Source organism: Bradyrhizobium sp. CER78 (genome assembly GCF_029846235.1).
Taxonomy (GTDB): domain Bacteria; phylum Pseudomonadota; class Alphaproteobacteria; order Rhizobiales; family Xanthobacteraceae; genus Bradyrhizobium.
On record NZ_JARVWP010000011.1, the window covers coordinates 190,887 to 217,369 of the forward strand.

At 64.1% G+C, this 26,483-nt stretch carries 25 protein-coding genes; 18 read left to right on the plus strand and 7 right to left on the minus strand.

Annotated features, from left to right (window positions below; all coding sequences use genetic code 11):
• Positions 1-14: 14 nt before the first annotated feature.
• The 3 genes from QDT69_RS23980 (at position 15) to QDT69_RS23990 (ending at position 2,408) form a co-directional block, all read left to right on the plus strand.
• Positions 15-857 (plus strand): shikimate dehydrogenase, encoded by an 843-nt coding sequence (locus tag QDT69_RS23980; RefSeq protein WP_279708938.1) that lies wholly within the window; start codon positions 15-17, stop codon positions 855-857.
• A gap of 117 nt (positions 858-974) precedes the next feature.
• A complete protein-coding gene (locus QDT69_RS23985) occupies positions 975-1,553 on the plus strand; it encodes a hypothetical protein (RefSeq protein ID WP_279708991.1) in 579 nt (192 codons plus the stop codon).
• A 246-nt stretch (positions 1,554-1,799) separates the two neighbouring features.
• Positions 1,800-2,408, plus strand: coding sequence for a hypothetical protein (locus QDT69_RS23990; RefSeq protein WP_279708939.1), 609 nt, complete (start codon positions 1,800-1,802; stop codon positions 2,406-2,408).
• Positions 2,409-2,545: 137 nt separating this feature from the next.
• Here the strand turns inward: QDT69_RS23990 and QDT69_RS23995 are convergent, their stop codons facing one another.
• A complete protein-coding gene (locus QDT69_RS23995; protein ID WP_279708940.1) occupies positions 2,546-3,682 on the minus strand; it encodes an alpha-hydroxy acid oxidase in 1,137 nt (378 codons plus the stop codon).
• 132 nt (positions 3,683-3,814) lie between these two features.
• Between QDT69_RS23995 and QDT69_RS24000 the strand changes: the two genes are divergently transcribed.
• From QDT69_RS24000 to QDT69_RS24060, 13 genes are all read left to right on the plus strand, one after another.
• Positions 3,815-3,991: a hypothetical protein gene (locus QDT69_RS24000; RefSeq protein WP_279708992.1), complete on the plus strand. Its 177-nt coding sequence runs from the start codon at positions 3,815-3,817 to the stop codon at positions 3,989-3,991.
• Between the two features lie 218 nt (positions 3,992-4,209).
• Positions 4,210-5,556, plus strand: a complete 1,347-nt coding sequence (gene glmM / locus QDT69_RS24005; protein ID WP_074128533.1) for a phosphoglucosamine mutase — start codon at positions 4,210-4,212, stop codon at positions 5,554-5,556.
• 154 nt (positions 5,557-5,710) lie between these two features.
• Positions 5,711-5,839, plus strand: coding sequence for a hypothetical protein (locus QDT69_RS24010; RefSeq protein WP_279708993.1), 129 nt, complete (start codon positions 5,711-5,713; stop codon positions 5,837-5,839).
• A gap of 309 nt (positions 5,840-6,148) precedes the next feature.
• Positions 6,149-7,000, plus strand: coding sequence for an outer membrane beta-barrel protein (locus QDT69_RS24015; protein WP_279708941.1), 852 nt, complete (start codon positions 6,149-6,151; stop codon positions 6,998-7,000).
• Positions 7,001-7,191: 191 nt separating this feature from the next.
• Positions 7,192-8,043, plus strand: coding sequence for an outer membrane beta-barrel protein (locus tag QDT69_RS24020; protein ID WP_279708942.1), 852 nt, complete (start codon positions 7,192-7,194; stop codon positions 8,041-8,043).
• A 71-nt stretch (positions 8,044-8,114) separates the two neighbouring features.
• The gene (locus QDT69_RS24025) at positions 8,115-8,705 is read left to right on the plus strand and encodes a glutathione S-transferase family protein (protein ID WP_279708943.1); all 591 of its coding nucleotides are present in this window, start codon (positions 8,115-8,117) and stop codon (positions 8,703-8,705) included.
• Positions 8,706-8,723: 18 nt separating this feature from the next.
• Complete coding sequence (locus tag QDT69_RS24030; protein ID WP_279708944.1) at positions 8,724-9,194, plus strand: GNAT family N-acetyltransferase; 471 nt, start codon at positions 8,724-8,726, stop codon at positions 9,192-9,194.
• A gap of 168 nt (positions 9,195-9,362) precedes the next feature.
• On the plus strand, positions 9,363-9,575 hold the full coding sequence (locus QDT69_RS24035; protein ID WP_074128527.1) for a hypothetical protein: 213 nt from the start codon (positions 9,363-9,365) through the stop codon (positions 9,573-9,575).
• A 78-nt stretch (positions 9,576-9,653) separates the two neighbouring features.
• On the plus strand, positions 9,654-10,826 hold the full coding sequence (locus tag QDT69_RS24040; RefSeq protein WP_279708945.1) for a phosphoserine transaminase: 1,173 nt from the start codon (positions 9,654-9,656) through the stop codon (positions 10,824-10,826).
• Positions 10,827-11,035: 209 nt separating this feature from the next.
• Positions 11,036-12,625 carry a phosphoglycerate dehydrogenase gene (serA, locus tag QDT69_RS24045; protein WP_279708946.1) on the plus strand — a complete coding sequence of 530 codons (1,590 nt, stop codon included), beginning with the start codon at positions 11,036-11,038 and terminating at the stop codon, positions 12,623-12,625.
• A 365-nt stretch (positions 12,626-12,990) separates the two neighbouring features.
• A complete protein-coding gene (locus QDT69_RS24050) occupies positions 12,991-14,163 on the plus strand; it encodes an acetyl-CoA C-acyltransferase (protein WP_050423239.1) in 1,173 nt (390 codons plus the stop codon).
• 273 nt (positions 14,164-14,436) lie between these two features.
• A complete protein-coding gene (locus QDT69_RS24055; RefSeq protein WP_279708947.1) occupies positions 14,437-16,104 on the plus strand; it encodes a mucoidy inhibitor MuiA family protein in 1,668 nt (555 codons plus the stop codon).
• Positions 16,105-16,187: 83 nt separating this feature from the next.
• Complete coding sequence (locus QDT69_RS24060) at positions 16,188-17,024, plus strand: enoyl-CoA hydratase-related protein (RefSeq protein ID WP_279708948.1); 837 nt, start codon at positions 16,188-16,190, stop codon at positions 17,022-17,024.
• Between the two features lie 76 nt (positions 17,025-17,100).
• On the opposite strand, the gene QDT69_RS24065 is transcribed toward QDT69_RS24060, so the two are convergent.
• Both QDT69_RS24065 and QDT69_RS24070 read right to left on the minus strand, forming a co-directional pair.
• Entirely contained in the window at positions 17,101-17,544 is a 444-nt protein-coding gene (locus QDT69_RS24065) for a hypothetical protein (protein ID WP_279708949.1), read from the minus strand.
• A 286-nt stretch (positions 17,545-17,830) separates the two neighbouring features.
• Complete coding sequence (locus tag QDT69_RS24070) at positions 17,831-19,183, minus strand: esterase-like activity of phytase family protein (RefSeq protein ID WP_279708950.1); 1,353 nt, start codon at positions 19,181-19,183, stop codon at positions 17,831-17,833.
• Positions 19,184-19,447: 264 nt separating this feature from the next.
• On the opposite strand from QDT69_RS24070, the gene QDT69_RS24075 reads away from it, so the two are divergent.
• On the plus strand, positions 19,448-19,780 hold the full coding sequence (locus QDT69_RS24075; protein WP_074128519.1) for an antibiotic biosynthesis monooxygenase: 333 nt from the start codon (positions 19,448-19,450) through the stop codon (positions 19,778-19,780).
• A 24-nt stretch (positions 19,781-19,804) separates the two neighbouring features.
• Here QDT69_RS24075 and QDT69_RS24080 read toward each other — a convergent pair whose 3' ends face one another.
• The 4 genes from QDT69_RS24080 to QDT69_RS24095 all read right to left on the minus strand — a co-directional run bounded on the left by QDT69_RS24080 (position 19,805) and on the right by QDT69_RS24095 (position 24,316).
• The gene (locus QDT69_RS24080) at positions 19,805-20,698 is read right to left on the minus strand and encodes a carbohydrate ABC transporter permease (RefSeq protein ID WP_279708951.1); all 894 of its coding nucleotides are present in this window, start codon (positions 20,696-20,698) and stop codon (positions 19,805-19,807) included.
• Positions 20,691-21,647, minus strand: a complete 957-nt coding sequence (locus QDT69_RS24085; RefSeq protein WP_146993032.1) for a sugar ABC transporter permease — start codon at positions 21,645-21,647, stop codon at positions 20,691-20,693. Before QDT69_RS24085 ends, QDT69_RS24080 begins: the two co-directional genes overlap by 8 nt.
• 132 nt (positions 21,648-21,779) lie before the next feature.
• Positions 21,780-23,126 (minus strand): extracellular solute-binding protein, encoded by a 1,347-nt coding sequence (locus QDT69_RS24090; RefSeq protein ID WP_279708952.1) that lies wholly within the window; start codon positions 23,124-23,126, stop codon positions 21,780-21,782.
• Positions 23,127-23,272: 146 nt separating this feature from the next.
• A complete protein-coding gene (locus QDT69_RS24095; protein WP_279708953.1) occupies positions 23,273-24,316 on the minus strand; it encodes a C-terminal binding protein in 1,044 nt (347 codons plus the stop codon).
• A 279-nt stretch (positions 24,317-24,595) separates the two neighbouring features.
• On the opposite strand from QDT69_RS24095, the gene QDT69_RS24100 reads away from it, so the two are divergent.
• Positions 24,596-26,281, plus strand: a complete 1,686-nt coding sequence (locus tag QDT69_RS24100) for a methyl-accepting chemotaxis protein (RefSeq protein WP_279708954.1) — start codon at positions 24,596-24,598, stop codon at positions 26,279-26,281.
• Positions 26,282-26,483 lie beyond the last annotated feature (202 nt).

Here is a 26,483-nt window from a genome sequence, read left to right on the forward strand (position 1 = left end):
TGACATCCTCAAGCATGCCATCCCAAGGCAAAACCCGCGCCGCGTGCCTGATCGGCTGGCCGGCGGCGCATTCCCGCTCGCCGCTGATCCACCATTACTGGCTGCGCACGCTCGGCATCGAGGGCGGCTATGTGATCGAGGCGGTGCCGCCGGAGGATTTCAAGGACTTCCTGTTCCGCTTGTCGCTGCGCGGCTTCGTCGGCGCCAACGTCACCCTCCCGCACAAGGAGCAGGCGCTGGCGCTGTCGGTACCGGATGCGCGCGCCCGCGCCGTCGGTGCCGCCAACACGCTGTGGTTCGCCGATGGCGAGTTGCGCTCGACCAACACCGATGTCGAGGGCTTCATCAACAATCTCGATGCCTGCGCGCCCGGCTGGGACAAGACCGAGGACGCGCTGGTGCTCGGCGCCGGCGGCGCATCGCGCGCGGTGGTGTTCGGTCTGATCGAGCGCGGGATTGCGCGCGTGCACCTCGTCAACCGCACCATCGACCGCGCCCGCGCGCTTGCCGACCTGTACGGCGCGCGCGTTCATCCGGCGACCTGGGACACGGTCGGCGAGTTGTTGCCGCGCGCGGGGCTGCTGGTGAACACGACGTCGCTCGGCCAGCACGGCCAGCCTCCGTTGGTGATCGATGTCGGCCTGTTGCCGGAGGGCGCGGTTGTTTCCGACATTGTCTACGTGCCGCTGGTGACGCCGTTGCTTGCGGCGGCAACGGCGCGGGGGCTGAAGACCGCCGACGGGCTCGGCATGCTGCTGCATCAGGCGGTACGCGGTTTCGAGCTTTGGTTCGGGCAGCGCCCGCAGATAACGGCGGAGCTACGTGCGATCGTGGAAGCCGATCTCACAAAGACTTGAGGGCTGGAATAGCGTCTCCGGAACGGGGTCTGGTGTTAGTCCCCCCGCGTTCCCTCCCGGAGATCACTGATGCCTGCCAGCCGTTCCCATCTCATTCGTCCGTTCGTCGCGCTTGCGATGGTGACGGCGTCCACGCTTTATGCGCTTGCCCAGCAGCCGCCGACGCCGACGCGGGTGCGTGGAACCGTCGAAAGCGTCGACGGCGATACGCTGGCCGTGAAGTCGCGCAGTGGTGAAGACGTCAGGCTGCATATGGCCGGCAATATGGTGGTGCTCGGGCTGACCAAGATCGCCCTGGCCGACATCAAGGTCGGTTCCTTCATCGGCACGACCACGGTGCCCGGGTCCGACGGCGTGCCGAAGGCGGTCGAGGTACATGTGTTCCCCGAGAACATGCGCGGCACCGGCGAGGGCTCGCGGCCCTACGATCTGAAACCGAACAGCAGCATGACCAACGCCACCGTCGCGGAATCCGTCGTCAGCAATGACGGCCATACATTGCTGGTCAAGTACAAGGACGGCGAGAAGAAGGTGCAGATCACGCCCGACACCCCTGTCGTGACCTTTGTTCCCGGTGACAAGGCGGACCTCAAGGCCGGCGCCAAGGTCATCGCCTTCATGAAGAAGCTGCCCGACGGCTCGTTTGAGACCGATCGCGTCAGCGTAGGCCGCGACGGTCTCACGCCGCCGATGTGAACACGTTGGTAGCCCGGATGGAGCGAAGCGAAATCCGGGTTCTGTCTCCGCGGTACGATCGTCCCGGATTGCGCTGCGCTCCATCCGGGCTACAGGATGACAGTTTCGTTATCGCAGTAACGGCATCCTCATTCGGTGCGTAGTCGTCGTGCGAGCTATCTCTACCGCGAAGGGGAGGTAGCCGCACGGAATACCTTCAACTTCCCGGTGTTCCCTGAATCGCCAGCCAAACCCATGAGGAACACCATGCCGAAATCGCTGCCACTCGCTGCATTGCTTCTCGTTGCCTTTGCCTCGGCTGCCTCCGCGCAGCAGCCGCCGGCCGTACGCATTCGCGGCACCATCGAGGCCGTCGACGGCGCGATGCTCTCGATCAAGTCGCGCGACGGCGCCGACATGAAGGTGCGCACCACCGATAACGTTGCTGTGTTCGGCGTCGCCAAGACCGATCTGTCCGAGATCAAGTCCGGTTCCTATATCGGCGTCACCGCGATGCCCGAGCCTGACGGGACGCAGAAGGCGATCGCGGTTCACATCTTCCCGGAAAACCAGCGCGGCGCCGCTGAAGGTTTTCGTCCCTGGGACCTGCGCGCCAATTCGACGATGACCAACGCCACCGTCGCCGAGACGGTGCAGGGTACCGACGGCCAGAACATCACGGTGAAATACAAGGACGGCGAGAAGAAGGTCGTGGTGCCGCCGGGCACTCCGGTCGTGACGTTCGTTTCCGGCGACAAGTCGGAACTGAAGCCCGGTGCCAAGATCATCATCTTCGGCGCGGTGAAGAAGGACGACGGCACGCTGGAAGCCAACCGCGTCAATGTCGGCCGCGACGGCATCGCACCGCCGATGTGACACGAAGTGTCATCCAGGGCGATGCGTAGCATCGAACCTCAGATGCGCAATTGCGCATCGGGGGATCTCGATCCGCAGGCTCCGCTGTCGTCCCGGCTTTCGCCGGGACGACGCCTATAGGCGGGATGGCTATTGCCTCATACCGCCAGCACCTTGTCGTCGATCTCGGCGATGGTGTTGACGCCGCACAGGCCCATGGTGGTGGTGAGCTCCTTGCCCAGGATGTCGAGCGCCTTGGCGACGCCCTCCTGGCCGCCGGCGCCGAGGCCGTAGGCATAGGCGCGACCGATCATGCAGGACTTCGCACCGAGCGCGAGCGCGCGCATGACGTCCATGCCGGTGCGGATGCCGCCGTCGAACATGATCTCGAGCTTCGAGCCGACCTCGTCGACGATCTCGGGCAGCACCTCGATCGAGGATGGTGCGCCGTCGAGCTGGCGGCCGCCATGGTTGGAGACCACGATCGCCTGCGCGCCGGTCTTGGCGGCGAGCTCGGCGTCCTCGACATCGAGGATCCCTTTGAGGATCAGCTTGCCCGGCCAGATGCTGCGGATCCAGTCGATGTCCTTCCAGTTCAGCGTGGTGTCGAACTGCGACGCCGTCCATTCCGACAGCTTGACGATGTCGTCCATGCCTTTGACGTGACCGGCGATGTTGCCGAAGGTGCGGCGCTTGCCCTGCAGCACGCCCGACACCCAGGCGGGCTTGGTCGCGAAGTCGATCAGCTTCGACAGCGACCATTCGGGCGGCACCGTCATGCCGTTCTTGATGTCCTGGTGGCGCTGGCCGATCACCTGCAGGTCGACGGTCAACACCAGCGCCGAGCATTTCGCCGCGATCGCGCGCTCGATCAGCGACTTGATGAAACCGCGGTCCTTCATGACGTAGAGCTGGAACCAGAACGGCTTGTCGACGGCGGCCGCGATGTCCTCGATCGAGCAGATCGACATCGTGCTCTGGGTGAAGGGAATGCCGGCCGCTTGTGCGGCGCGGCAGGCGTGGATTTCGCCGTCGCCATGCTGCATGCCGAGCAGGCCGACCGGGGCCAGGATCAGTGGCATCGCCGCGGGCTCACCAAGGATCGTGGTCGCCAGGGTACGCTTGGACACATCGACCAGGATGCGCTGGCGGAACTTGATCTGCTGCAGGTCCTCGGAATTGGCGCGCAGCGTGTCCTCGGTGTAGGAGCCGCGGTCCGCATAATCGAAAAACGCCTTCGGCACGCGGCGCTTGTGCAGCTGGCGCAAATCTTCGATGCAGGTAATGTGCTTCATGGACGTTCCCGGCCCTTCTTCTTGTCGCAAGTCTATTCGAGCAAGCCCTGTTGGTAAGCCTTGCAGCTGTTCGGTCTCGCCGTCATCTAGCATGGTTGGATGGCCCGCCAAATCGAAGACGGATGGGAGAGCATGATGATGCAATCAGGCACCAAGCCGAAGGCCGACGACAGCGCCGAAAAGCGCCGGCTCGACGAGGCCCTGGAAGAGGGCCTTGAGGAGACGTTCCCCGGTTCCGACCCCGTCAATGTGACCCAGCCGGCCCCCACCAAGGGCGACCAGCACGTCAAGCGCAACGGCAAAGGGTAGGGGATAGCGCGCCTCCCCCGGGGATTGTCTGAACGACCGGAATGTTATATTTTTCAGCGCCTTAAGGCCGAAAAAGGCGGTTCGGCCGTGGTAATGATTCATCATATTTTTTGAAGTCATCTTAGCGCCTGGCAGTCTATAAGGCCGATGCACGCTACACTGGTAGGCGTTCGGGACTCTCTCGCCGTGTGGTTCGAGAGGTCCGTGTTGGGGGTTATATGAGCCGCAAATATTTCGGGACCGATGGAATTCGGGGCCGCGCCAATGGACTGATCACGCCGGAGCTCGCGCTCAAGGTGGGGCAGGCCGCAGGGTTGGTATTTCAGCGTGGCGACCATCGCCATCGCGTCGTGATCGGCAAGGACACGCGGCTGTCCGGCTACATGATCGAATACGCCATGGTGGCGGGCTTCACCTCGGTCGGCATGGACGTGCTGCTGGTCGGCCCGATGCCGACGCCGGCGATCGCGATGCTGACCAAGTCGATGCGCGCCGATCTCGGCGTCATGATCTCGGCGTCGCATAATCTTTTCGAGGACAACGGCATCAAGCTGTTCGGCCCGCAGGGATTCAAGCTCTCCGATGATGTCGAGAAGCAGATCGAGCAGCTGCTCGACGAATCGCTCGATCGCCGCCTGGCGCAGAGCGCGAGCCTCGGCCGCGCCCGCCGCATCGACGGCGTCCATGACCGCTACATCGAATTCGCCAAGCGCACCCTGCCGCGTGACCTCTCGCTCGACGGCCTGCGCGTCGTGGTCGATTGCGCCAACGGCGCCGCCTACAAGGTGGTGCCGGAAGCGCTGTGGGAGCTCGGCGCCGACGTGGTGCCGATCGGGGTCGAACCCGACGGCTTCAACATCAACAAGGAATGCGGCTCCACCTCGCCGGAAGCGCTGTCGCGCAAGGTGCGCGAGATGCGCGCCGACATCGGCATCGCGCTCGACGGCGATGCCGATCGCGTCATCCTGGTCGACGAGCGCGGCCACATCGTCGACGGCGACCAGCTGCTCGCGGTGATCGCGCAGAGCTGGAAGGAAGAGGGACGCCTCGCCAAGCCCGGCATCGTCACGACCGTGATGTCCAATCTCGGGCTGGAGCGCTTCCTGCAGGGCCACGGGCTTTCGATGGTCCGTACCCCGGTCGGCGACCGCTATGTGCTCGAGCAGATGTTGAGCGGCGGCTACAATCTCGGCGGCGAGCCGTCCGGCCATATCATCATGTCGGACTATTCGACTACCGGCGACGGCTTCGTCGCGGCGCTGCAGGTGCTGGCGGTGGTGCAGAAGCTGCGCCGCCCAGTGTCGGAGATCTGCCGGCGTTTTGAACCATTGCCGCAAATCCTGAAGAACGTACGCTATCGCAGCGGCAAGCCGCTCGATGCCGCCGAGGTCAAGTCCGCGATCACCGACGGCGAGAAGCGCCTCAACGGCCATGGCCGTCTGTTGATCCGCCCGTCCGGCACCGAACCGGTGATCCGCGTCATGGGCGAGGGCGACGACCGCATCCTGGTGGAAGAGATCGTCGACAACATCGTCAGCGCACTCGGCCACGCCGCCGCGGCTTGATTTACAAAGAGAGCCTGCCGGATCCGTCATCCCCGCGCAAAGGCCTAGCCTTGCGCTGGAGGTGCGAGCTCTTGCGAGCCTCGAAGGATGTACGGCCGGGCCGGTGGCCGTCGCCCTTCGAGGCTCGCTCCGCTCGCACCTCAGGGTGACGGTGATGGTGTTCTCGCCCACGGCAGCTGCCACACCGCGCATCGCTGCCTTCGTCTATCAGCTGTGCGCATTCCTGCCGGCGATTGGCCTGCTCGCGGTGTTCCTGCCGAAGATGCCGAAGGCCGTTCGCTGAACTCCCGGCAGTGAGGCGGGCAGCAGCGGTTCCCGCATTAAGCATTCGCTAACACCGCGGCTCGCGTGGGCTGCAAACGCGCGCCCCGCGTCAACGCTTCATTAGCATCTGTGGCGAGATCGCCATCTTTCGCCGCTGCGTGCGCGCATTTATGGGCCCATAAGCAACAGCCGCAGAAATCGGTGAGAGAAAATCAACCTTAAAAATTAGGGTTAAGTGCCGCTTAAACATTTGCTGCCATCGTCCGCCCGTGAGTTTCAGACGTGGGGCCTTTCGTGTCGCCTCACTTGGCCCAAAAGGACGAAGCCAATGCGTAGCGTAAAGACCCTGATTGCCGCGGGAGTGGCATCTCTGTTGTCCTCGGCGGCGTTCGCTGCCGACATGCCGATCATGCCGCCGCCCCCGATGGCGTATGCGCCTCCTCCGGTCCAGGATTTCGGCGGCTGGTATCTGCGCGGCGATATCGGCATGACCAACACCAAGGCGAGGCTGCACGTCAACGCCTACGATACGCTGCCGGCCGGCACTGCCTTCAATCAATTCGGCCACGGTTTCGACGGCGGCATGCTCTACGGCATCGGCGTCGGCTATCAGTTCAACAGCTGGTTCCGCGCCGACATCACCGGTGAGTATCGCTCGAAGGTGAGCTTCAACGGCACCGACTTCTTCACGTTCCCTGGGCCGAGCTCCTTGGGCGACACCTACCATGGCGGCGTCCAGAGCTGGGTCGGCCTCGTCAACGTCTACGCCGATCTCGGCACCTGGGGCTGCTTGACCCCGTTCGTCGGCGCCGGTGTCGGTGCCGCAGTGCTCAAGACCTCGGCGTTCTCCGACATCGCCACGTTCCCGAGCGGGTCGGGCCTGACCAGCTCCTTCATCGCCGACGGCGCCACCAAGACCAACTTCGCCTGGGCGGTGCATGCCGGTGTCGCCTACAAGGTCACCAACAACTTCACGGTTGAACTGGCCTATCGCTACCTCGACATGGGCACCGCCGGTCAAGGCCAGGGGCACTTCTTCGACGGCACACGGACTGGTCCCTCGAGCTTCCAGTTCCGCGACATCACCTCGCAAGACGTGAAGCTCGGTGTGCGCTTCGCCTTGCCTTGCTGCGACGTGCTGCCTCCGCCCCCGCCGCCCCCCCTGATCCGCAAGGGCTAATAAGGGCTAATTTCGTCCCTTCACGGTTAACGATTGAAACGGCGCGGGATCATCCCGCGCCGTTTTCCGTTGCCGCGCCATGTCGCGAGCTTTGTGCAACTTGCGTGGTCGAAGACGGCCAGCGACAACGATTGGTTAAGGTTAACAGGCGATGATCAACGCGCATTAGATGAGTGGGATGGAGCGTTGCGATGCGTAGGTTCTTGCTGGCGGCGATGATGTTCGGGGCGGTGACCGGCGCGCAGGCGGCCGACATGCCGGAGTTCCTTCGCGGCAGTCTGCCCGCGTCCAGCGCACCCACCAGAAACTGGGACGGCTGGTATGTCGGCGGTCAGGTCAGCCAGACATGGATCAACACCGACTTTGGCGGCTCGGTTGCGCCCCTGACCAATTCCATATTTCGCAACACGACGCTGCAGGGACCGACGTCCCAATTCAATCTGCTTGGCCGGGTCAATTCGCAAAGCTCGGGCTTCGGAGCATTTGTCGGACGCAACTGGCAGTATGACGACGCCGTGGTGGGTGTCGAAGCAAACTATACCCATTGGTCCGGCCTTACGGCATCGACCTTCGGAAGCCTGGGTCCGATTCAAGTCGCGCAACCCACCTTGGTCCTGCCGGCCGGTGCCTCTGCCGCCGACGGCGTGACGTTGAATGGAAGCGCTTCAATGAAGCTCAAGGACGAGGTGACATTCCGCGGCCGGGCGGGTTGGGCAACCGGTGACTTTCTGCCCTACATGTTCGGCGGCCTTGCGGTCGGCCGAATGGATGTCTCGCGCACGGTCACGAGCTCGGTGAACAGAACGATCAACTTTGCTGACGGAAGTTCGACCACCTTTGTACTCCCGCAGTTTTCCCAAACCGCAACGGACGCGAAGACGGACGCTTACGTTGCAGGCTGGACCGCTGGTCTCGGCCTGGAATACATGCTGTGGAACTGTGTTTTCCTGCGCGGCGAGTGGGAATACGTCAAGTTCATGCCGGTCAAGAACACGTCGGTCACACAGAACAGCGTACGTGCGGCGATCGGCTACAAGTTCTGACGAACGCCGCGTCGCTTGACACCGCAATGTGCGGCTGATCCGATGTTGCTCCGCAAGCGGAGCGACCTCACATGAAAATCCATGGCGACGCCAATTCAGGCAATTGCCTGAAGGTGAAATGGGTGTGCGACAAGTTGGCGCTGCCATACACATGGGTCGAGATCGACACCATGAAGGGCGGCAGCCGGACGGCGGAATTCCTCAAGCTGAACGGCTGGGGTCAGGTGCCGACGGTCGAGCTCGATGACGGACGCACGCTCGCGCAATCCAATGCCATCATCCGCTACCTCGCGCGCGGCAGCGATCTGATCCCCGCCGATCCCTATCGCGCGGCGCGGATGGATGCCTGGATGTTCTGGGAGCAGAACAGCCACGAGCCTTATGTCGCCGTCTGCCGTTTTCAGATCGTGTATCTCGGCAAGGCCGTCTCCGAGATCGATCCGAACCTGATCAAGCGCGGCTATGTCGCGCTCGATCACCTGGAGCGGCACCTTGCCGGCACGCAGTTCCTGGTCGGCGATGCGTTCTCGCTCGCCGACGTGTCGTTGCTCGCCTATACGCGCATGGCGGAGGACGGCGGCCTCGAACTCGCGCGCTATCCCATGATCCGCCGCTGGATCGCCGATGCCGAGCATGTGCTCGGCCTGCCGGCGGTGCGCTGACTTTTGGTGAACATCGATATGACTGAAGCCTCATCGATCACGATCCGCCGCGCACGGCGCGAGGATGTCGCCGCCATCGTCGGCATGCTGGCGGACGATCCGCTCGGCAGCGCACGCGAGCGGATCGTGGACCCGCTGCCGCAAAGCTACTACGATGCCTTCGCACGGGTCGCGCGTGATGCAAACCTGCAGCTCGTCGTCGCCGTCGACGGGGAGGGCGCCATCGTCGGCTGCCTGCAACTCGCGGTCCTGCCCGGCCTCAGTTCGCAAGGCTCTTCGCGTGGCCTGCTCGAGGACGTCCGCGTTGCAAAGCACTGCCGCAGCCGCGGCATCGGCGAGCAGCTCGTGCAGTGGGCGGTGACCGAGGCGCGTGCGCAAGGCTGCATGCTCGTCGAGTTGCTGACGCATCACACCCGCGTCGACGCGCAGCGCTTCTATGAGCGGCTGGGATTTGCGCGCAGCCATGTCGGCATGACGCTGCGCTTTTGAGCTGCGCGCACTAAGCTGTGCCGCTCACAAGGCAACGTCTGCGGTAGCCGCTGCTGCGCGTTCCGGTTAACAGCCAATAAACTAAGCCGGCCTCCGTGATTTTACGGGGCGGAACGAGTCCGGTATGTCGGACGTCTCCCACGGGGCGGCGGGCAACTGGGGATTGGAATGTCGGAATATTCGATCGTGCGGGTCGGCAACGAGTACATCGTGCTGGCCGGCGATAAGAGCATTTTGAAAATATCGAGCCGGCGCAAGGCAGTTAAGATCATGACTCTGGCGGCAGACTTGCTCGACCAGGAGACGATGCAGCAGGTCGAGAACGCCCCATCAATCAGCCGTGATCTCCCGATCGTTCCGGAAAAGTCTGAACTTCCTTGACGTTTGGGTACCCTTCCACTATCTCCGACCGCGGGAAACCTCTCCCCACCGAGAGGCAGCTATCTGGAAGGGTAGATTATGACTGCAGCGAAGCCCGCTTCGCGGCCCAACGTGCCGCATTTCTCCTCCGGCCCCTGCGCCAAGCGCCCCGGCTGGAACCCCAACAATCTTAAGGATGCCGCCCTCGGCCGTTCGCACCGTGCGAAGGTCGGCAAGGCCAAGCTCAAGCTCGCGATCGAACTGACGCGCGAAGTGCTTGAGGTGCCTGCGGACTACAAGATCGGCATCGTGCCGGCGTCGGATACCGGCGCGGTCGAGATGGCGCTTTGGTCGCTGCTCGGTGTGCGCCCCGTCACCACGCTCGCCTGGGAATCCTTCGGCGAGGGTTGGGTCAGCGACATTGTCAAGGAATTGAAGCTGAAGGACGTCACCAAGCTGAACGCGGCTTACGGTGAAATCCCCGATCTCTCCAAGGTCGATCCTGCTTCTGACGTCGTCTTCACCTGGAACGGCACCACCTCGGGCGTGCGCGTGCCGAACGCCGACTGGATCAGCGCAACCCGCGAAGGCCTGACGATTTGCGACGCGACCTCGGCCGCCTTCGCGCAGCCGCTCGATTTCGCCAAGCTCGACGTCGTCACCTTCTCCTGGCAGAAGGCGCTCGGCGGTGAAGCGGCGCACGGCATGCTGATCCTGTCCCCGCGTGCGGTCGAACGGCTCGAGACCTACAAGCCGGCCTGGCCGCTGCCGAAGATCTTCCGCCTCACCAAGGGCGGCAAGCTCAACCAGGGCATCTTCGAAGGCGAGACCATCAACACGCCGTCGATGCTCTGCGTCGAGGACTATCTCGACGCGCTGAACTGGGCCAAGTCGATCGGCGGCCTGAAGGCCCTGATTGCGCGCGCCGACGCCAACACCAAGGCGCTCGCCGACTGGAAGGCGCGGACGCCCTGGATCGACTTCCTGGCCAAGGATCCCGCGATCCGGTCCAACACCTCGGTGTGCCTGAAGTTCACCGATCCCGCGATCACCTCGCTTCCCGCTGATGCGCAGGCCGACTTCTGCAAGAAGCTGGTCGCGCTGGTGGAGAAGGAGAACGCCGGCTTCGACTTCGCGTATTACCGCGATGCGCCGGCGGGCCTGCGGATCTGGTGCGGCGCCACCGTCGAGGCAAAGGACGTCGAGCTGCTGACGCAGTGGATCGACTGGGCCTTCGCCGAGACCAAGGCGGCGCTGCCCAAGGCTGCTTGAGCTTTCTCTTGTCACCTCTCCCCGTCCTTACGGGGAGAGGTCGGATTGCGCAGCAATCCGGGTGAGGGGCCCTCTCGGCTTGTTCCTCGCCCGTGGCCGCCCCTCACCCCAACCCTCTCCCCGTAAGAACGGGGAGAGGGAGAAGTGATCAGAGACTTCACCCCATTGGTCCAAGAGACCCGCCCGTTGCAGGGCAGAGGAACAGTCACATGACAAAACCCAAGGTTCTGATTTCCGACGCGCTGTCTCCCGCCGCCGTGCAGATCTTCAAGGATCGCGGCGTCGAGGTCGACTTCCAGCCCAACCTCGGCAAGGACAAGGACAAGCTCGCTGAGATCATCGGCAATTATGATGGCCTCGCGATCCGCTCGGCCACCAAGGCGACCGCCAAGATCATCGAGAAGGCGACGAAGCTGAAGGTGATCGGCCGCGCCGGCATCGGCGTCGACAATGTCGAGATTCCGGCTGCGACCGCCAAGGGCATCATCGTGATGAACACCCCGTTCGGCAATTCGATCACGACCGCCGAGCATGCTATCACTTTGATGCTGGCGCTGGCGCGCGAGATCCCGCAGGCCGACGCCTCGACCCAGGCCGGCAAGTGGGAGAAGAACCGCTTCATGGGCGTCGAGATCACCGCCAAGACGCTGGGCGTGATCGGCTGCGGAAATATCGGCTCGATCGTCGCCGACCGCGCGCTCGGCCTGCGCATGAAGGTGATCGCGTTCGATCCGTTCCTGTCGCCGGAGCGCGCCAAGGATATCGGCGTCGAGAAGGTCGAGCTGGATGACCTGCTCAAGCGCGCCGATTTCATCACGCTGCACACGCCGCTGACCGAGAAGACCCGCAACGTCATCGACGCGGCGGCGATCGCCAAGATGAAGAAGGGCGTGCGCATCATCAATTGCGCCCGCGGCGGCCTGGTCGACGAGCAGGCGCTGGTCGATGCGCTGAATTCCAAGCATGTCGCGGGCGCCGCCTTCGATGTGTTCGTCGAGGAGCCGGCGACCACGAACGTGCTGTTCGGTCATCCCAACGTGATCTGCACCCCGCATCTCGGCGCCTCCACCACCGAGGCGCAGGAGAACGTCGCGCTGCAGGTCGCCGAGCAGATGTCGGACTATCTGCTGTCGGGCGCGATCTCGAACGCGGTCAACTTCCCCTCGATCACGGCGGAAGAGGCGCCGAAGTTGAAGCCGTTCATCGAGCTCGCCGAGAAGCTCGGCTCGTTCGCCGGCCAGCTCACCGAGAGCGGCATCCTCAAGACCACGATCACCTATGAGGGCCACGTCGCCGAGATGAAGATCAAGGCGATCACCTCGGCGGTGCTGTCCGGCCTGCTGCGTCCTATGCTGGGCGAGGTCAACGTGGTATCCGCGCCGGTCGTCGCCAAGGAGCGCGGCATGGTGGTGGACGAGGTGGTCCGCGCTGCGCAGAGCGACTACGAAAGCCTGATCACGGTCACCGTCGCGACCGAGCGCCAGGAGCGTTCGGTGTCCGGCACCGTCTATGCTGACGGCAAGCCGCGCCTCGTCGACATCAAGGGGATCCGCGTCGATGCCGAATTCGGCAAGTCGATGATCTACGTGACCAACGAGGACAAGCCGGGCTTCATCGGCGCGTTCGCGAGCTTGCTCGGCGACGCCAAGATCAATATCGCGACCTTCCATCTCGGCCGCGTCAAGCAGGGCGGCGACGCCATTGCGCTGGTCGAGGTCGACGGCGCGGTGCCGGCGGAGCTGCTCGCCAAGGTGCAATCGCTGCCGCAGGTGAAGCAGGCCAAGGCCCTTACGTTTTAGTTTGCAATCCGACGGCTGATCCGCTGCCGCGCTTCACCTCTCCCGCTTGCGGGGGAGGTCGGATCGCATCGATAGATGCGATCCGGGTGGGGGCTCTCTCCTCACAAAGATTTTCGATTGCGGAAATACCCCCACCCCAACCCTCCCCCGCAAGCGGGAGAGGGAGCCAAAGCGCGCTCGTGGTCATCACCTGATCTCGTTCAAACACACCCAAATTCCGATCTGCGGAACATGACGCCGTCTCCGGCCCCGGAGACGGCGTTTGTCGTTCCAGGGTCTCCGGTATTGCTGTTGCGCCGCACGAAAAATGTGTACGAACGGGCCACGACGCGCCACAATGACCGTCATCTCAGAGGGAGAAAACAATGCGTGAAGCCGTAATCGTTTCCTACGCGCGCACCGGCCTGGCGAAGTCCGGCCGTGGCGGATTCAACATCACCCCGCCGATGTCGCTCGCCGCGCACGCCATCAAGCACGCGGTCGACCGCGCCGGCGTCGACAAGGAATATGTCGAGGATTGCTATCTCGGCAATTGCGCGCATGGCGCGCCGAACATCGGCCGCCAGGCCGCGCTGCTCGCCGGCCTGCCGAAGTCGACCGCGGGCGTCTCCGTGAACCGCTTCTGCTCGTCGGGTCTGCAGACCATCGCGATGGCCGCCAACTCCATTCGTTCGGATGGCTCCGATTGCATCGTCGCCGGCGGCGTCGAGAGCATCTCGATTCCCGGCGGCGGTTCGCCGAAGGAATCGATCGATCCGGATCTGCTCAAGACCGCGCCCGACATCTTCATGGCGATGATCGACACCGCCGACATCGTCGCCGAGCGCTACAAGCTCAGCCGCGAATACCAGGACGAGTATTCGCTGGAGTCGCAGCGCCGCATGGCGGCCGCGCAGCAGGCCAACAAGTTCAAGGACGAAATCGTCCCCATGAAGACCAAGATGAAGGTGGTCGACAAGGCGACCAAGGCCGAGTCGATCGTCGACTACGTGGTCGATCGCGACGAGTGCAACCGCCCCGAAACCACGCTGGAAGGCCTTGCCAAGCTCGAGCCGGTCAAGGGCCCGGGCAAGTTCGTCACCGCCGGCAATGCCAGCCAGCTGTCGGACGGCGCCGCCGCCGTGGTGCTGATGGAAGCCAAGGACGCCGAGAAGCGCGGCCTCAACCCGCTCGGCCGCTTCGTGGCCTGGGCCTCGGCCGGCTGCGAGCCCGACGAGATGGGCATCGGTCCGGTGTTTGCCGTGCCGAAGCTGCTCAAGCGCCACGGCCTGAAGGTCGACGACATCGACCTCTGGGAGCTCAACGAGGCCTTCGCCAGCCAGTGCCTCTATTCGCGCGACCAGCTCGGCATCGATCCCGAGAAGTACAATGTCAACGGCGGCTCGATCGCGATCGGTCATCCGTTCGGCATGACCGGCGCCCGGCTCACCGGCCACCTCCTGCAGGAAGGCCGTCGCCGCAAGGCCAAGTGGGGCGTCGTGACCATGTGCATCGGCGGCGGTCAGGGCGGCGCCGGTCTGTTCGAGATCTACAGCTGAGCCTTCGGCTCGGCCCGATCGTTCAAGATTTGCAGCACGGCGCCTCAGGGCGCCGTGCTTTTTTGTGCCGCCTTTCGTGCATTGACGGCAGAAGGGACCATCCGACATCGCCGCGCCATACAGCAGCCGCGACGACGCCATGCTCGTGCCGCAGGGAAACCTCAATCGAACCAGTCCCTTCCTCGCTGCGTCTCACCACCAGAAACGGCGCGCCTTGAGTCGGGCGCGCGGTTCGTCTCGCGCGCGAAGCGATGTTTCCCGGAGGGATGTGTGATGCGAAGGATTGCGAATTGTCTTGTGACCACCAGCCTGGTGCTGGCGGGAGCGCTGGTTGCCGGGCCGCTGCATGCGGCCAATCTCGACGCGGCGTCGCAGGTCGACGCCGTGACCGTCTATCCCGATGGCGCGAATGTCACCCGCGTCATCACGCTGGATCTGCCCGCCGGCGACAACACGCTCGTCGCGAAGGATTTCCCGATGGGGCTCGATCCGACCTCGTTGCGGGTCGAGGGCGAGGCCGGCGACCGGCTGACGATCGGAGCCATCGACGCGCGGCCACCGCGCCCGGTGCCGCCGGCGAACCTGCCCGACATCGACAAGCGGATCGAGGCGCTTAGGGATCAGCGCGAGGATCTGCAGGGGATCATCACCGCGGCCGAAGCGCGGCGCAAATTCGCCGAACATTTTGCCGAGGCCTCGCCGGTCGGGATCGGCGAGAAGGGCGAGGCGCGTCCGGTCAGCGAGTGGCGCGCCGCGTTCTCGGCGGTCGGAGACGAAGTGGCAACCGCCGACAACGCGATCCGCGACGCCACGCGCAAGCAGCGCGACATCGATCGCGAGATCGCGCGTCTTGAGGCCGATCGTGCCGCCAAGCCACCCAGCAAGCTCGAGGTGCGGATCGAGCTGGCCTCCGCCGCCGCGACCCGCGCGACATTGCGGGTGACCTATGCGGTGCGCAATGCCCGCTGGATGCCGATTTACGACGCTCGTCTCGACACCGGCGCCAAGGATCGCAAGCCGGCGATCGAACTGGTGCGCCGTGCCGAGATCACCCAGTCGACCGGCGAGGATTGGTCGAACGTGGCGCTCGTCGTCTCCACCGTGCGCGTCGCCCGCGGCGGCAACGCGCCCGATCTCAATTCGCTGGTCGTGAGATATCCGCTGCCGCCGCGGCCGCTGGCTGCGGGCCGAGCGTTCGACAGCGTGCAACAGCCCTCGGCGCTGATGCCCGCACCGGCTGCGCCGCCGATGGAGCAGCATCTGTCCAAGCAGGCCGAGGAGCGGGATGCCACAGCCGAGGTCGGCGCCTTCCAGGCTTCCTTCAAGGTTCCCGGCCGCGTCAGCGTTGCCGCCAATGAGGGCGCCAAGAGCCTGCGCATCTCGACGGCGACGATCACCCCCGATCTCGCGGTCCGCGCCGTCCCGGTGATCGATCCGACCGCATTCCTGGAGGCGAGCTTCGTGCAGGCCGATGACGCGCCGCTGTTGCCGGGGCAGGTCTCGATCTACCGCGATGGCATATTTGTCGGCCGCAGCCGGATGGCCACCGCCGCCAAGGACGAGACCGTGCGGCTCGGCTTTGGCGCCGACGACAAGGTCAAGATCGAGCGCACGGTGGTGAAGCGCAACGAGGGCTCCGCCGGCCTGATCGTGACGACGTCGAAGACCGACGAGCGCGCGTTCAAGACCACGGTACGCAACGGTCACGACTTCCCGATCAAGGTCGCGATCCAGGATCAGCTCCCGGTCAGCGAGAACGACGACATCGTGGTCGAGATGCTGCCGTCGTCGACGCCGGCGACCACCACCAATTTGCGCGACAAGCGCGGCGTGCTGGAATGGGCGTTCGAGGCCAAGGCCGGCGAAGTTCGTGACGTCAATTTCGCCTGGCGGATGCGCTGGCCGAAGGACAAGGGCGTCGTGATGGTGCCGGCGGGGTGATCTGCGCTGGCAGCCGATGACACAGCTCCCGATCTCGGGCATCACTTTGCTAACGGCAAAAATGCCTGAGATCGGGAGGATCCATGAGCTACCAGCACATCATCGTCGATGATCCGCGTCCGCGCGTCCGCCGTATCACGCTAAACCGCCCCGAGAAGCGCAATGCGCTCAACAACCGCCTGCGCGGCGAGATCTTCGCGGTGCTGGAGCAGGCCGACCGCGATCCCGATATTTCGATCGCGATTCTGCGTGGCGCGGGGCCGTGCTTCTCGGCGGGCTATGATCTCTCCGCCGACAACCGCGTCGACCAGCCTTATCATTCGGCATCCGGCCCCGGCCAATGGTCGCGCCATGTCGTCGAGGGCTGGTTCTCGATTTGGGATCTCGCAAAGCCCGTGATCGCACAGGTGCACGGCTATTGCCTCGCCGGCGGCACCGAGCTCGCGACCGCTTGCGACGTGGTCTATGTCGCCGACGATGCCCAGATCGGCTATCCGCCGGTGCGGCTGATGAGCCCGCCCGACATGCAGTATCACCCCTGGCTTGTCGGCATGCGCCGCGCCATGGAGTTGATGCTGACCGGAGACGCGATGTCCGGCCGTGAGGCCGCCGAGTGGGGCTACGCGACCCGGTCATTTCCGCTCGCAGAGCTGGAAGCGAAGACACTGGATTTCGCCGAACGTGCGGCGAAGGTGCCGATCGAGCTGCAGCAGCTCAACAAGCGCAGCGTGCATCGCGCGATGGAGATCATGGGCGCCCGCGCCGCGATGCGCGCCGGCACCGAGATCCAGGCGCTGGCCTTCACCACCGAGGCGAGCAAGGCCTACATGGCCGGCTTCCGCCGCGACGGCGGCAGCGTGAAGGCCCAGCTCGACCAGCGCGACACCACGTTCGGAGATTACCGGACCAGGAAGGAGTGACGTTTGCTCAGTGAACGCTCGCTATATTGACGCGTTTTCTTCACGCGAACCGGTGTCCACTTCGCTTGAAAACGCGTTAGAAGCCGGCGTTCTCCTCCAGCCAGTGCTGGTTGTCCCAGTGCGCGCGACGGCCGAGGACATAGTCGCGAACATCGTCCATGAAGCGCACCTTGCTGGCGAGCGCGCCGATGAAAGCGGCGATCGCTGCGATCCAGGGCCATAGATGCATCAGCAATGTGTCGGGTATCTGGCTGGCAAACCCCGCCTGCAGCGCGCTCATTGCGAAGTAAGCCAATACAGCCCATGCAAGGGCCAATATCGTGGCCACAACACCGTAGCTGTTCTGATGAAGCCTCACCAATCGGCGCATCAAGTACAGATAGGCAAAGTAGACGATCACGCCGAGTATCAGGGCGATGCATGCCGGCGGAAGGCCCCAGCTTTGATCCCAGGTCAGGTACACAACGAAGCCCGCAGCTATCAGCGCTTCGATGGTGGTCAGGCTGGATTTCTCTTGCATGATTTGCCCCAAAGCGACTCAAGTATCGGCGGAGGCTAGCATCATCTAGCGCGTTGCTAGAAGTGCATTTGTCGGACAACCTTTGGGTTGAGCCTGATCTGATGGCCACGCGCTATCAGGTGCGAGGAGAACGGGACGAGCTTCCACATATTCGCTGTCATGCCCCGCCTTGAGCGGGGCATCCAGTACGCCGCGGCCTATCCGTTGAAGTCGACCGCCTCTGGAATACTGGGTCGCCCGGTCGAGCCGGGCGACGACACCGTTGTGTGCGGCGAGCGCAGCAGACTCACTTCGCCTTCAGGAAGTCTCCGACTTCGAGCAGCACGAACTCGTCGTCATCGGCCTTGTTCGGGTCGCGGCTCGAGGAGAACGGCAGGTTGTTGTCGTTGCCGACGATGATGTGGGTTTCGTCGACCCGGTCGACATTCTCGATGGTGAAGAACGGGAAGGTGTAGACGCCGTCATTCAGCGGCTTGCGGGCCTTCTTGTTCGGATCGCGGATCTTCAAGAGGTCGATATAGCCGATCTTGCGCACCGGCTTGCCGACATTGGCGTCGGAGAGCTCGATCTTGTAGACGCGCTTGAACTTGGCGAGATCGGGGAAGCAGTTCTCGCCGCGCTGGCCTTGCGGGCAGGCCTTGTCGGCGGTGCCTTCGCCATTGTCGCGCTCGATCACGAGGCCCTGCGTCGGATCGATCATGTTGAAGTCGCCGATCGCATTGCCGTTCTGCTCGAACACATACTGCCAGTAGCGGCCGGTGAACTTCTCCGCGGCGACGTCGAATTCGAGGATGCGCGAGGCTTCCTTGCCGTCGACCTTCTCCCAATCCTTCTTGTCGGCATCCCACAGCGGTCCTTCGAGCAGGCCGTAGAGGAATTTGCCGTCCTTGGAGGCGGCGAAGCCCTCATAGCCCTTGGAGCGGCGCAGATTGACATTGGTGTAGGAAGCGCCCGGCGCGCCGGGCGACTGTACCGCCCAGTGATCCGGCGAGCGCACCGGCTTGCCGTCGGCAACGGTTTCGAACACCGCGAGGATCTTGCCGGTCTTGTCGGCCTTCAGGATGTAGGGCCCGAACTCGTCGCCGATCCAGAAAATGTCGTTGATGATCTGGAAGCCTTCGGTGTCGAAGTCGGCGCCGGTGAGATAACGCTTGGCGGTGTCCTCATGCACGATGCGGAACGGCACCTTCTTGTCGGGATCGTGCAGGAACACGGTCTCCTGGCGCTCGATCTTGCCACCCGCCCAGTCCATCTTGTAGCGGTTCAGATACAGCATCGAGTCCGCCGAGTTGTAGCGCGAGCCCATGCCGTTGTCGGTGATCACCCAGAACGTGCCGTCGGGCATCGCCTTGATGCCGGAATGGCCCTGCAGCGGCTGGCCCTTGAACGGCAGCGACACGCCGGTCGGCCGCTCGTAGGATTTGCCCATCACGGTGCCGATGGCGTCGACGCGCTTGCCGGTGGTGTACTTGCCGGAGGTCTTCAGGTCTGGCGGCGCATCGGCTGGAGCATCGATGAAGCTCTCCGCCGGCATCACGGCGTGTCCTGCCAGCGTCGCCGGAAATTCGCCCTCGCTCTGCGCGAACGCCGACGTGGCGAGCAGGATCGAGGCGACGGAGCAGAGCAGGGACAGGCGCATGGTTGATCTCCCAAAGGAAAGATACGACGAGATAAACGATGCGGTGTTCTCCGAGGCGCCTGTTACAGCCGGCTGACAGTTTTGTGAATCGCCGATGTTGCGACGGGATAAGGCTTGCGGCCTTACGTCGCCTCGGTCCGTCGTGCCCGGCCCTGTCACCGCCTTCACTGAAGCTGCTGCCCCCGGCGCGGCCCGTCGTTTATGATATCAACGAGATCAACCGGGGCGCCGGCGGGCATCCGCCGCCAAACAGGAGATGTTTTCATGTTCATCGCAATGAATCGGTTCCAGGTGATCAGGGGCAAGGAGCAGGCGTTCGAGACGGTCTGGAACACGCGCGATTCCTATCTCGGCGAGGTTCCGGGCTTCATCGAATTTCATCTGGTCAGGGGTCCCGAGGCCGAGGACCACACGCTGTATGCGACCCATACGGTGTGGGCCAGCAAGACCGCGTTCGAGGACTGGACCAGGTCGGATGCGTTCCGCCGCGCCCATTCGCGCGCCGGCAACGAGACCGGCGGCAGCCTCTATCTCGGCCACCCGAAGTTCGAGGGTTTTGCTGTGCTGATCACCGAGCGGGCGAAGACCGCCGCGTGACGGAGGCCTTCACCGCAAGCTCAGCTACTCCTTTACCGCGCCGGTCAGCGACGACACGTAGTAGTCGACGAACAGCGAGTAGAACAGCGCGACCGGCAGCGAGCCGAGCAGGGAGCCCGCCATCAGCGCGCCCCACTGGTAGACGTCGCCGGTGACGAGCTCGGTCAGGATCGCGACCGGCACCGTCTTGTTGGCGCCGCTCTGGATGAAGGCGAGCGCGTAGATGAACTCGTTCCAGGACAGCGTGAAGGAGAAGATGCCGGCCGAGATCAGGCCGGGCACCGCGAGCGGCAGCGTGATCCGCCACAGGATCTGCAGCCGCGCCGCGCCGTCGACCAGCGCGCATTCCTCGAGCTCGTAGGGGATCGACTTGAAATAGCCGATCAGGAGCCAGGTGCAGAACGGCACCAGGAAGGTCGGATAGACCAGGATCAGCGCGAGCGGTGAATCGAACAGACCGAACTGCACGATCACGGTGGCGAGCGGAATGAACAGGATCGACGGCGGCACCAGATAAGCGAGGTAGATACCGAGGCCGACATAGGGGCTGCCGCGGAAACGCAGCCGCTCGATCGCGTAGGCGGCGAGCGTCGAGGCGAACAGCGACAGGAAGGTCGAGCCGATCGCGACCAGCATCGTGGTCTTCAGCCAGCGCGGATACGCGGTGTCGAACAAGAGATGCTTGACATGCGCGAGCGTCGGCGAGGTGATCCAGAACGGATTGTGCTCCTTGTAGTTCAAGAGCTCCGCGTTCGGTTTGAACGAGGTGATCGCCATCCAGTAGAACGGGAAGAGCAGGATCAGGATGAAGCAGGCGAGCGGCAGATAGATCATCACCACGCGCCGGGCGCGGCTATCCCACGCCATCGTGTCGGGCGTGGCGCTGGCGACGTTGGATTGGGCTGCAACGTCAGTCATTGGCTTCTCCCTGCTGCCATTTGCGGCGGGCGAGGCCGAAGTAGCTGAACAACGTTGCGAACACCAGGAACGGGATCATCGAGACCGCGATCGCTGCGCCCTCGCCGAGCTCGCCGCCGGCGATTCCGCGCTGGAACGCCAAGGTCGCAAGCAGATGGGTCGAGTTGACCGGGCCGCCCCGGGTGATGGCGTAGACCAGCTGGAAGTCGGTGAAAGTGAAGATGATCGAGAACGTCATCACGATCGCCAGGATCGGCATCATCATCGGGAAGGTGATGTAGCGGAAGCGCTGCCAGGAGGTGGCGCCGTCGAGCATTGCCGCCTCATAGAGCGAGGGCGAGATGGTCTGCAGCCCGGCCAGCAGCGAGATCGCGACGAACGGGATGCCGCGCCAGATATTGGCCGCGATCAGCGAGAATCGCGCCGGCCAGGGCGAGCCGAGGAAGTCGACATTGCTGTCGCGCAAATGCAGCACGTCGACCAGCAGATAGGAGATGATCGAGAACTGCGGATCGTAGATCCACCAGAACGCCAGTGCGGAGAGCACGGTCGGCACGATCCACGGCAGCAGCACGATGGCGCGGATCAGGCTCTTGAACGGGAAATGGTTGTTGAGCAGCAGCGCCAGCCAGAAGCCGAGCGCGAATTTTCCGAAAGTTGCGACCGCGGTGTAGAAGATCGAGTAGAACACCGCGTTCCACCACAGGGGATCCTTGAGCAGGTACTGGAAGTTCTCAAGCCCGATATAGATGCCGCGCTGGCCGATCGTGGTGTCGGTGAAGGCGAGCCAGATGCCGAGGCCGAGCGGGTAGGTGAGGAACACCAGCAGCAGGCCGATCGCGGGCGCCAGGCACATCACGATCAGGAACGGCTTGTAGTCGAACAGGCGCGCGAGCCAGCCGGGCTGGCGAAGCGTCGCGCCGCGTGAAGGGAGGGTGGTTACGGACATTGAATGCTCGTCTTGTCGTCATTGCGAGGAGCGAAGCGACGAAGCAATCCATTTCTCCTTTGTGGCGCGATGGATTGCTTCGCTTCGCTCGCAATGACGCTTGATTTAGGTTTCGCAGTTCAATGACCGTCGTCACCGGTTCTGCCGGCGGAAGTAGCGCTTGGCGCGCTGCTCGGCTTCCGCGGCGGCGGCCTCGGGCGTTGCCGCATCGGTCGCGACCGAGGCGCACATCTGCACCAGCACGTAGTCGGCGGTGACGGCACCGGTCGCGGTCGAGATCGGTCCCTTGTAGCCGTTGTAATAGGCGCTCTTCATCGTCTCCTTGAAGATCGAGACCTTGGGATCGCCCGACCACACCGCAGCGTCGGCGTAAGCCGCGAGCGGCTGCGACCAATAGCCGGAGTTGGCATTGAGCCACGGCTCGTACTGCTCCTTCTCCAGCATGAACTGCAGGAACGCCTTCGCCGCATTCGGATACGGGCTGTGCTTGAACGCCATCGCGTTCAGGGTCAGGCCCGACATCGGCGAGCTCGACGCCAGTCCCTTGGGCAGGAACTGATGCTCGGTGTCGTCGGCAACGGCTTTGGTGGCGGGATCGTTCTTCAGCGAGAAGTACAGCGAGACGCCGTTGGCGGTCAGGCCGATTTCCTGCGACGAGTAGGCGCGATTGTTGGAGACGTCGTTCCAGGACGGCGTGCCGGCGATGAAGGTCGGATAGAGCTCCTTCAGGTATTTCAGCGCCGCGATCGTCTCCTTGCTGTTGATGATGATGTTGCCTTCCTCATCCAGCAGCGCGGCGTTGTGCGACCACAACAGCCAGTTGGCGAAGCCGTTGCCGTCGCCGACCGCGTTGCCGAGCGCGAAGCCCGCCGGCTTGCCGGCCGCCTTCAATTTCTTGCAGAGCTCGAGAATGCCGGCGTGGTCCTCCGGCACCTTGTCGAAGCCGGCCGCATTGACCAGCGACTTGCGGTAGACCAGCGGGCCGCCGGAGGCGCCGAACGGCAGGCCGACCCAGCTCTTCGACTTCGAGCGCATGCCGTAGCGCTTTGCCAGCGTGAGCCATCCGCCGTAGCGCTTGTCGAGATAATCGGCGACGTCGGTCAGTTCGATCAGCTTGTCGATATAGATATGCGGTGCGTCGCCAAAGCCGATGATGATGTCGGGGCCGGCGCCGGAGTTCGAGGTCACCGCGGTCTGCTGATTGATGTCCTCCCAGCCGACGAAGTCGACCTTGACCTCGACGCCGGTCTTGTCGGTGAAGCGCTTGGCATTGGCGCGGAACACGTCCTCGTCGGCCTGCACGAAGCGCACCGGCCGCAGCATGCGCAGGGTCGCGCCCTTCTCGATCGGAAGCGACGGCGCCGCCACGTCGGCCGCCTTGACCTTCGACGCCTCCTGCGCCGATGCGCCGGTGACGGCCAGTGCCGCCGCTGATGCCCCCAGCGCCAGCGCGTCGCGACGCGTGATCTCGTACTTCATGTCGTTCGCACTCCCGTTTTTATTGTTTCGTTGTTGTCATTTCTTCCCGGGGTTTGGCCGCCGGTGAAGGGTCTTGTGGTCTCGGCACGCCGCCGCGCGAAAGGCCCGCATCAGGCGGACCTCCGCACGACAAGCGTCATCCCGCCTCAGCTGTTCGGACCGCGATCCATGCTGACGGGCTGCCAGCGGCGCAGCGCGGTGTTTTGCAGCACCGACGGGTTGACGCAGCTTACCGGCCACATGCCTTGCAGCACTAGTGACAATTCGTAGCCCACCCGGCGCTTGCGCGCCTCGTCAAAACGTGCCGATGCCGAGGCGACGTGGGCGGTCAAGGTAACATTGTCCATCCCGAGCATCGGGTTGTTGTGCGACGGCGGCTCCTTTTCCAGCACGTCGAGCGCGGCGTGGGCGATCCAGCCCTCCTGCAGCGCCTTGATCAGCGAGTCCTCGTCGACGGTGGCGCCACGGCCGGTGTTGATGAAGATCGCCGATTTCTTCATCTGGCGAAAATGCTTCTCGGTCAGCATGTGGTGCACTTCGGGCCGCGCCGGGGCGTGCATCGAGACGAAGTCCGATTGCGACAGCACCTCCGACAATGTCGAGGGGATCACGCCGTGGTCGTACATCAGCGTTTCCTGGATGAAGGGATCGTAGGCCATCATTCTGAGGCCGAACGGCGCGGCGCGCTTCGCCACCGCGCGGGCGACGCGGCCGAACGAGATGAAGCCGAGGGTCTGGCCCATCAGCCGCGGAATCTTCAACAGGGCCGGGCGGCCCTCGGCCCAGCGGCCGCTGCGCACCATCTTGTCCTGCTCGATCAGGCGGCGGAAGCCTGCGAGCAGCAGCATCATGGCGTGGTCGGCAACCTCCTCGATGAAGGTGTCGGGGATGTTGGTGACCGGGATGCCGCGCGCGGTCGCGGCCTTGACGTCGACAGAGTCGACGCCGACGCTGCCGAGCGTGATCACCTTGCAGTTCTCGAGCGCGTCGATCACCGCCTTGGTGATCGGCATGCCCTTGGCGTAGATCGCGTCCGCGGTCTTTGCAGCGGCGATGAACTCGGCCTCGTTGGCCGGCGCCTCGACGATCTCGGCGCCGATCGGATCGAGCGCCTCGCGCTCATAATCGTAGCCGCCGCCGGCGACCGTGAAGCTTGCGCCCTTCGGCGTCACCACCCTGAATTTCGACATTGTCTGCTCCCGATGTGAGGTCTTCTGTTCTTGATTGTTGCTTCTTGCTGGGTTCGCTTCTTGATCTTCTTGCTTCTCCGAGCGCGGCTCGCTTCGTCGCTTTCGCCTACTTGTACGCGAGCTGGGTGGTCCTCTCCACAATTGCCGGTAGGTCCGCGGCCCGATTCTCCGGGCTACTACGGGGAACCACCGTAACCATCAGGTAAAGGGTCTCACATTACGGTGAGCGGAATCAATCCGCCAATCGCGCCGCGTTCCCCGCCTCTTCTGGAGATCCCCGTGAAGCTGTCAAATCTGAAGATCACCCCCAAGCTCGGCATTCTGGTGGCGGTGACCCTCCTTGGTCTGTGCACGGCCGGCATCCTCGCCGGTCAGCTGATGCAGCGTGAGATGACAAATGCTCGCATCGACCAGGCCAAGGCCATCGTCGAGATGGCGAAGAACATGGCGGCGAACCTGAAGAAGGACGTCGACGCCGGCAAGATGACCAAGGAGGCTGCGCTGGCCGAGTTCGGCAAGCGCGCCAACGCCATGACTTATGACAACGGCTCGGGCTATCTGTTCGGCACCGACTACAACGGCATCACGGTGCTGGCGCCCGATCCGAAGCAGGTCGGAACCAACCGCATGGACGTCGTGACCAATGGCCGCAAGCTCTCGCAGGAACTGATGGACGGCGTGAAGTCGAAGGGTGACATCCTGCTGTTCTACGAGTACGTGAAGCCCGGCCAGGAGACGCCGATCCGCAAGCTCGGCTACGCCGTCGCGGTCCCCGGCTTCGACATGTATCTCGGCACCGGCGCCTATCTCGACGACATCGACGCCAAGATGCGCCCCATCGCCTGGCTGCTTGGCCTCGCGATCCTCGGCATCGGCATCATCTCGAGCTCGGTCGCCTGGCTGATCGGCCGCAGCATCTCGCGGCCGCTCAATCTGCTCGGCAGCCGCATGCGCGACATTGCCGACGGCAAGCTCGACGGCGACATCCCGGGCGTCGGCCGCGGCGATGAGGTCGGCGGGATGGCGGCGACCGTTCAGATATTCAAGGACAATGCGATCCGCATCCGCGGCCTCGAGCAGGCCGAAGCCGAGACGCAGGCGCGCGCCGCATCCGATCGCCGCAACGCGATGGAGAATATTGCGAGCGATTTCGAGCGCAGCGTGAACGGCATCGTCCGCACGGTGGCTTCCGCCGCCGCCGGCATGCAGACCACCGCACAGTCGATGACCGCAACCGCCAGCGACGCCAGCGCGCGTGCCGCGACCGTCGGCGCTGCGTCCGACAGCGCGTCCAACAATGTCGGCACCGTCGCCGCTGCCGCCGAGGAGCTCTCCAGCTCGGTTGCGGAAATCTCCCGCCAGGTCGCGCGCTCCAGCGAAGTTGCAAGCCAGGCGGTCGCCGATGCGGAGCGCACCAACGCGACCGTGCAGGCGCTGTCCACCGGTGCCGAGAAGATCGGCGAGGTGGTCAAGCTGATCCACTCGATCGCGGCGCAGACCAATCTGCTTGCGCTCAACGCCACCATCGAGGCGGCGCGCGCCGGCGAATCCGGCCGCGGCTTCGCGGTGGTCGCCTCCGAGGTGAAAGCGCTGGCCAACCAGACCGCGAAGGCGACCGAGGAGATATCGGCGCAGGTCGCCGCGATGCAGGCATCCACCGGCGAGGCGGTGACCTCGATCGGCGGCATCACCGCGACCATCGCGCAGATGAGCGAGATCACGGCGTCGATCTCGACCGCGATCGACCAGCAGGGCGATGCGACGCGCGAAATCGCGCGCAACATCCAGCAGGTCGCGGCCGGCTCGAGCGAGATCTCCGCCCATATCGGCGGCGTCACCACCGCGGCCGCAGCCACCGGCACCGCAGCGGGTGACGTGCTGTCGAATGCACGCGAACTCGACACCCAGTCCGGCATGCTGCGCAACGCGGTCGACGAGTTCCTGCAGAAGGTCCGTGCGGCGTAAGGCCGAGGCGTAGGGTGGGGTAGTCGACTACGTCCGCCGCAGCTCAACGAGCGAGGACGGACTCCCTTTCCCGTCATCCTGAGGAGCGCGCTCTTGCGCGCGTCTCGAAGGATGCACGGCCCGGCCGGTGGCCGTCGATCCTTCGAGACGCCGCTTCGCGGCTCCTCAGGATGACGGATATACAAATGCCTGGGTCGCGGAG

Bases quoted from the DNA above. Each gene is read 5' to 3' on its own strand.
- QDT69_RS23980 (WP_279708938.1), top strand. From the start codon at position 15: ATGCCATCCCAAGGCAAAACCCGCGCCGCGTGCCTGATCGGCTGGCCG.
- QDT69_RS23985 (WP_279708991.1), top strand. From the start codon at position 975: ATGGTGACGGCGTCCACGCTTTATGCGCTTGCCCAGCAGCCGCCGACG.
- QDT69_RS23990 (WP_279708939.1), top strand. From the start codon at position 1,800: ATGCCGAAATCGCTGCCACTCGCTGCATTGCTTCTCGTTGCCTTTGCC.
- QDT69_RS23995 (WP_279708940.1), bottom strand. From the start codon at position 3,682: ATGAAGCACATTACCTGCATCGAAGATTTGCGCCAGCTGCACAAGCGC.
- QDT69_RS24000 (WP_279708992.1), top strand. From the start codon at position 3,815: ATGATGATGCAATCAGGCACCAAGCCGAAGGCCGACGACAGCGCCGAA.
- glmM (WP_074128533.1), top strand. From the start codon at position 4,210: ATGAGCCGCAAATATTTCGGGACCGATGGAATTCGGGGCCGCGCCAAT.
- QDT69_RS24010 (WP_279708993.1), top strand. From the start codon at position 5,711: ATGGTGTTCTCGCCCACGGCAGCTGCCACACCGCGCATCGCTGCCTTC.
- QDT69_RS24015 (WP_279708941.1), top strand. From the start codon at position 6,149: ATGCGTAGCGTAAAGACCCTGATTGCCGCGGGAGTGGCATCTCTGTTG.
- QDT69_RS24020 (WP_279708942.1), top strand. From the start codon at position 7,192: ATGCGTAGGTTCTTGCTGGCGGCGATGATGTTCGGGGCGGTGACCGGC.
- QDT69_RS24025 (WP_279708943.1), top strand. From the start codon at position 8,115: ATGAAAATCCATGGCGACGCCAATTCAGGCAATTGCCTGAAGGTGAAA.
- QDT69_RS24030 (WP_279708944.1), top strand. From the start codon at position 8,724: ATGACTGAAGCCTCATCGATCACGATCCGCCGCGCACGGCGCGAGGAT.
- QDT69_RS24035 (WP_074128527.1), top strand. From the start codon at position 9,363: ATGTCGGAATATTCGATCGTGCGGGTCGGCAACGAGTACATCGTGCTG.
- QDT69_RS24040 (WP_279708945.1), top strand. From the start codon at position 9,654: ATGACTGCAGCGAAGCCCGCTTCGCGGCCCAACGTGCCGCATTTCTCC.
- serA (WP_279708946.1), top strand. From the start codon at position 11,036: ATGACAAAACCCAAGGTTCTGATTTCCGACGCGCTGTCTCCCGCCGCC.
- QDT69_RS24050 (WP_050423239.1), top strand. From the start codon at position 12,991: ATGCGTGAAGCCGTAATCGTTTCCTACGCGCGCACCGGCCTGGCGAAG.
- QDT69_RS24055 (WP_279708947.1), top strand. From the start codon at position 14,437: ATGCGAAGGATTGCGAATTGTCTTGTGACCACCAGCCTGGTGCTGGCG.
- QDT69_RS24060 (WP_279708948.1), top strand. From the start codon at position 16,188: ATGAGCTACCAGCACATCATCGTCGATGATCCGCGTCCGCGCGTCCGC.
- QDT69_RS24065 (WP_279708949.1), bottom strand. From the start codon at position 17,544: ATGCAAGAGAAATCCAGCCTGACCACCATCGAAGCGCTGATAGCTGCG.
- QDT69_RS24070 (WP_279708950.1), bottom strand. From the start codon at position 19,183: ATGCGCCTGTCCCTGCTCTGCTCCGTCGCCTCGATCCTGCTCGCCACG.
- QDT69_RS24075 (WP_074128519.1), top strand. From the start codon at position 19,448: ATGTTCATCGCAATGAATCGGTTCCAGGTGATCAGGGGCAAGGAGCAG.
- QDT69_RS24080 (WP_279708951.1), bottom strand. From the start codon at position 20,698: ATGACTGACGTTGCAGCCCAATCCAACGTCGCCAGCGCCACGCCCGAC.
- QDT69_RS24085 (WP_146993032.1), bottom strand. From the start codon at position 21,647: ATGTCCGTAACCACCCTCCCTTCACGCGGCGCGACGCTTCGCCAGCCC.
- QDT69_RS24090 (WP_279708952.1), bottom strand. From the start codon at position 23,126: ATGAAGTACGAGATCACGCGTCGCGACGCGCTGGCGCTGGGGGCATCA.
- QDT69_RS24095 (WP_279708953.1), bottom strand. From the start codon at position 24,316: ATGTCGAAATTCAGGGTGGTGACGCCGAAGGGCGCAAGCTTCACGGTC.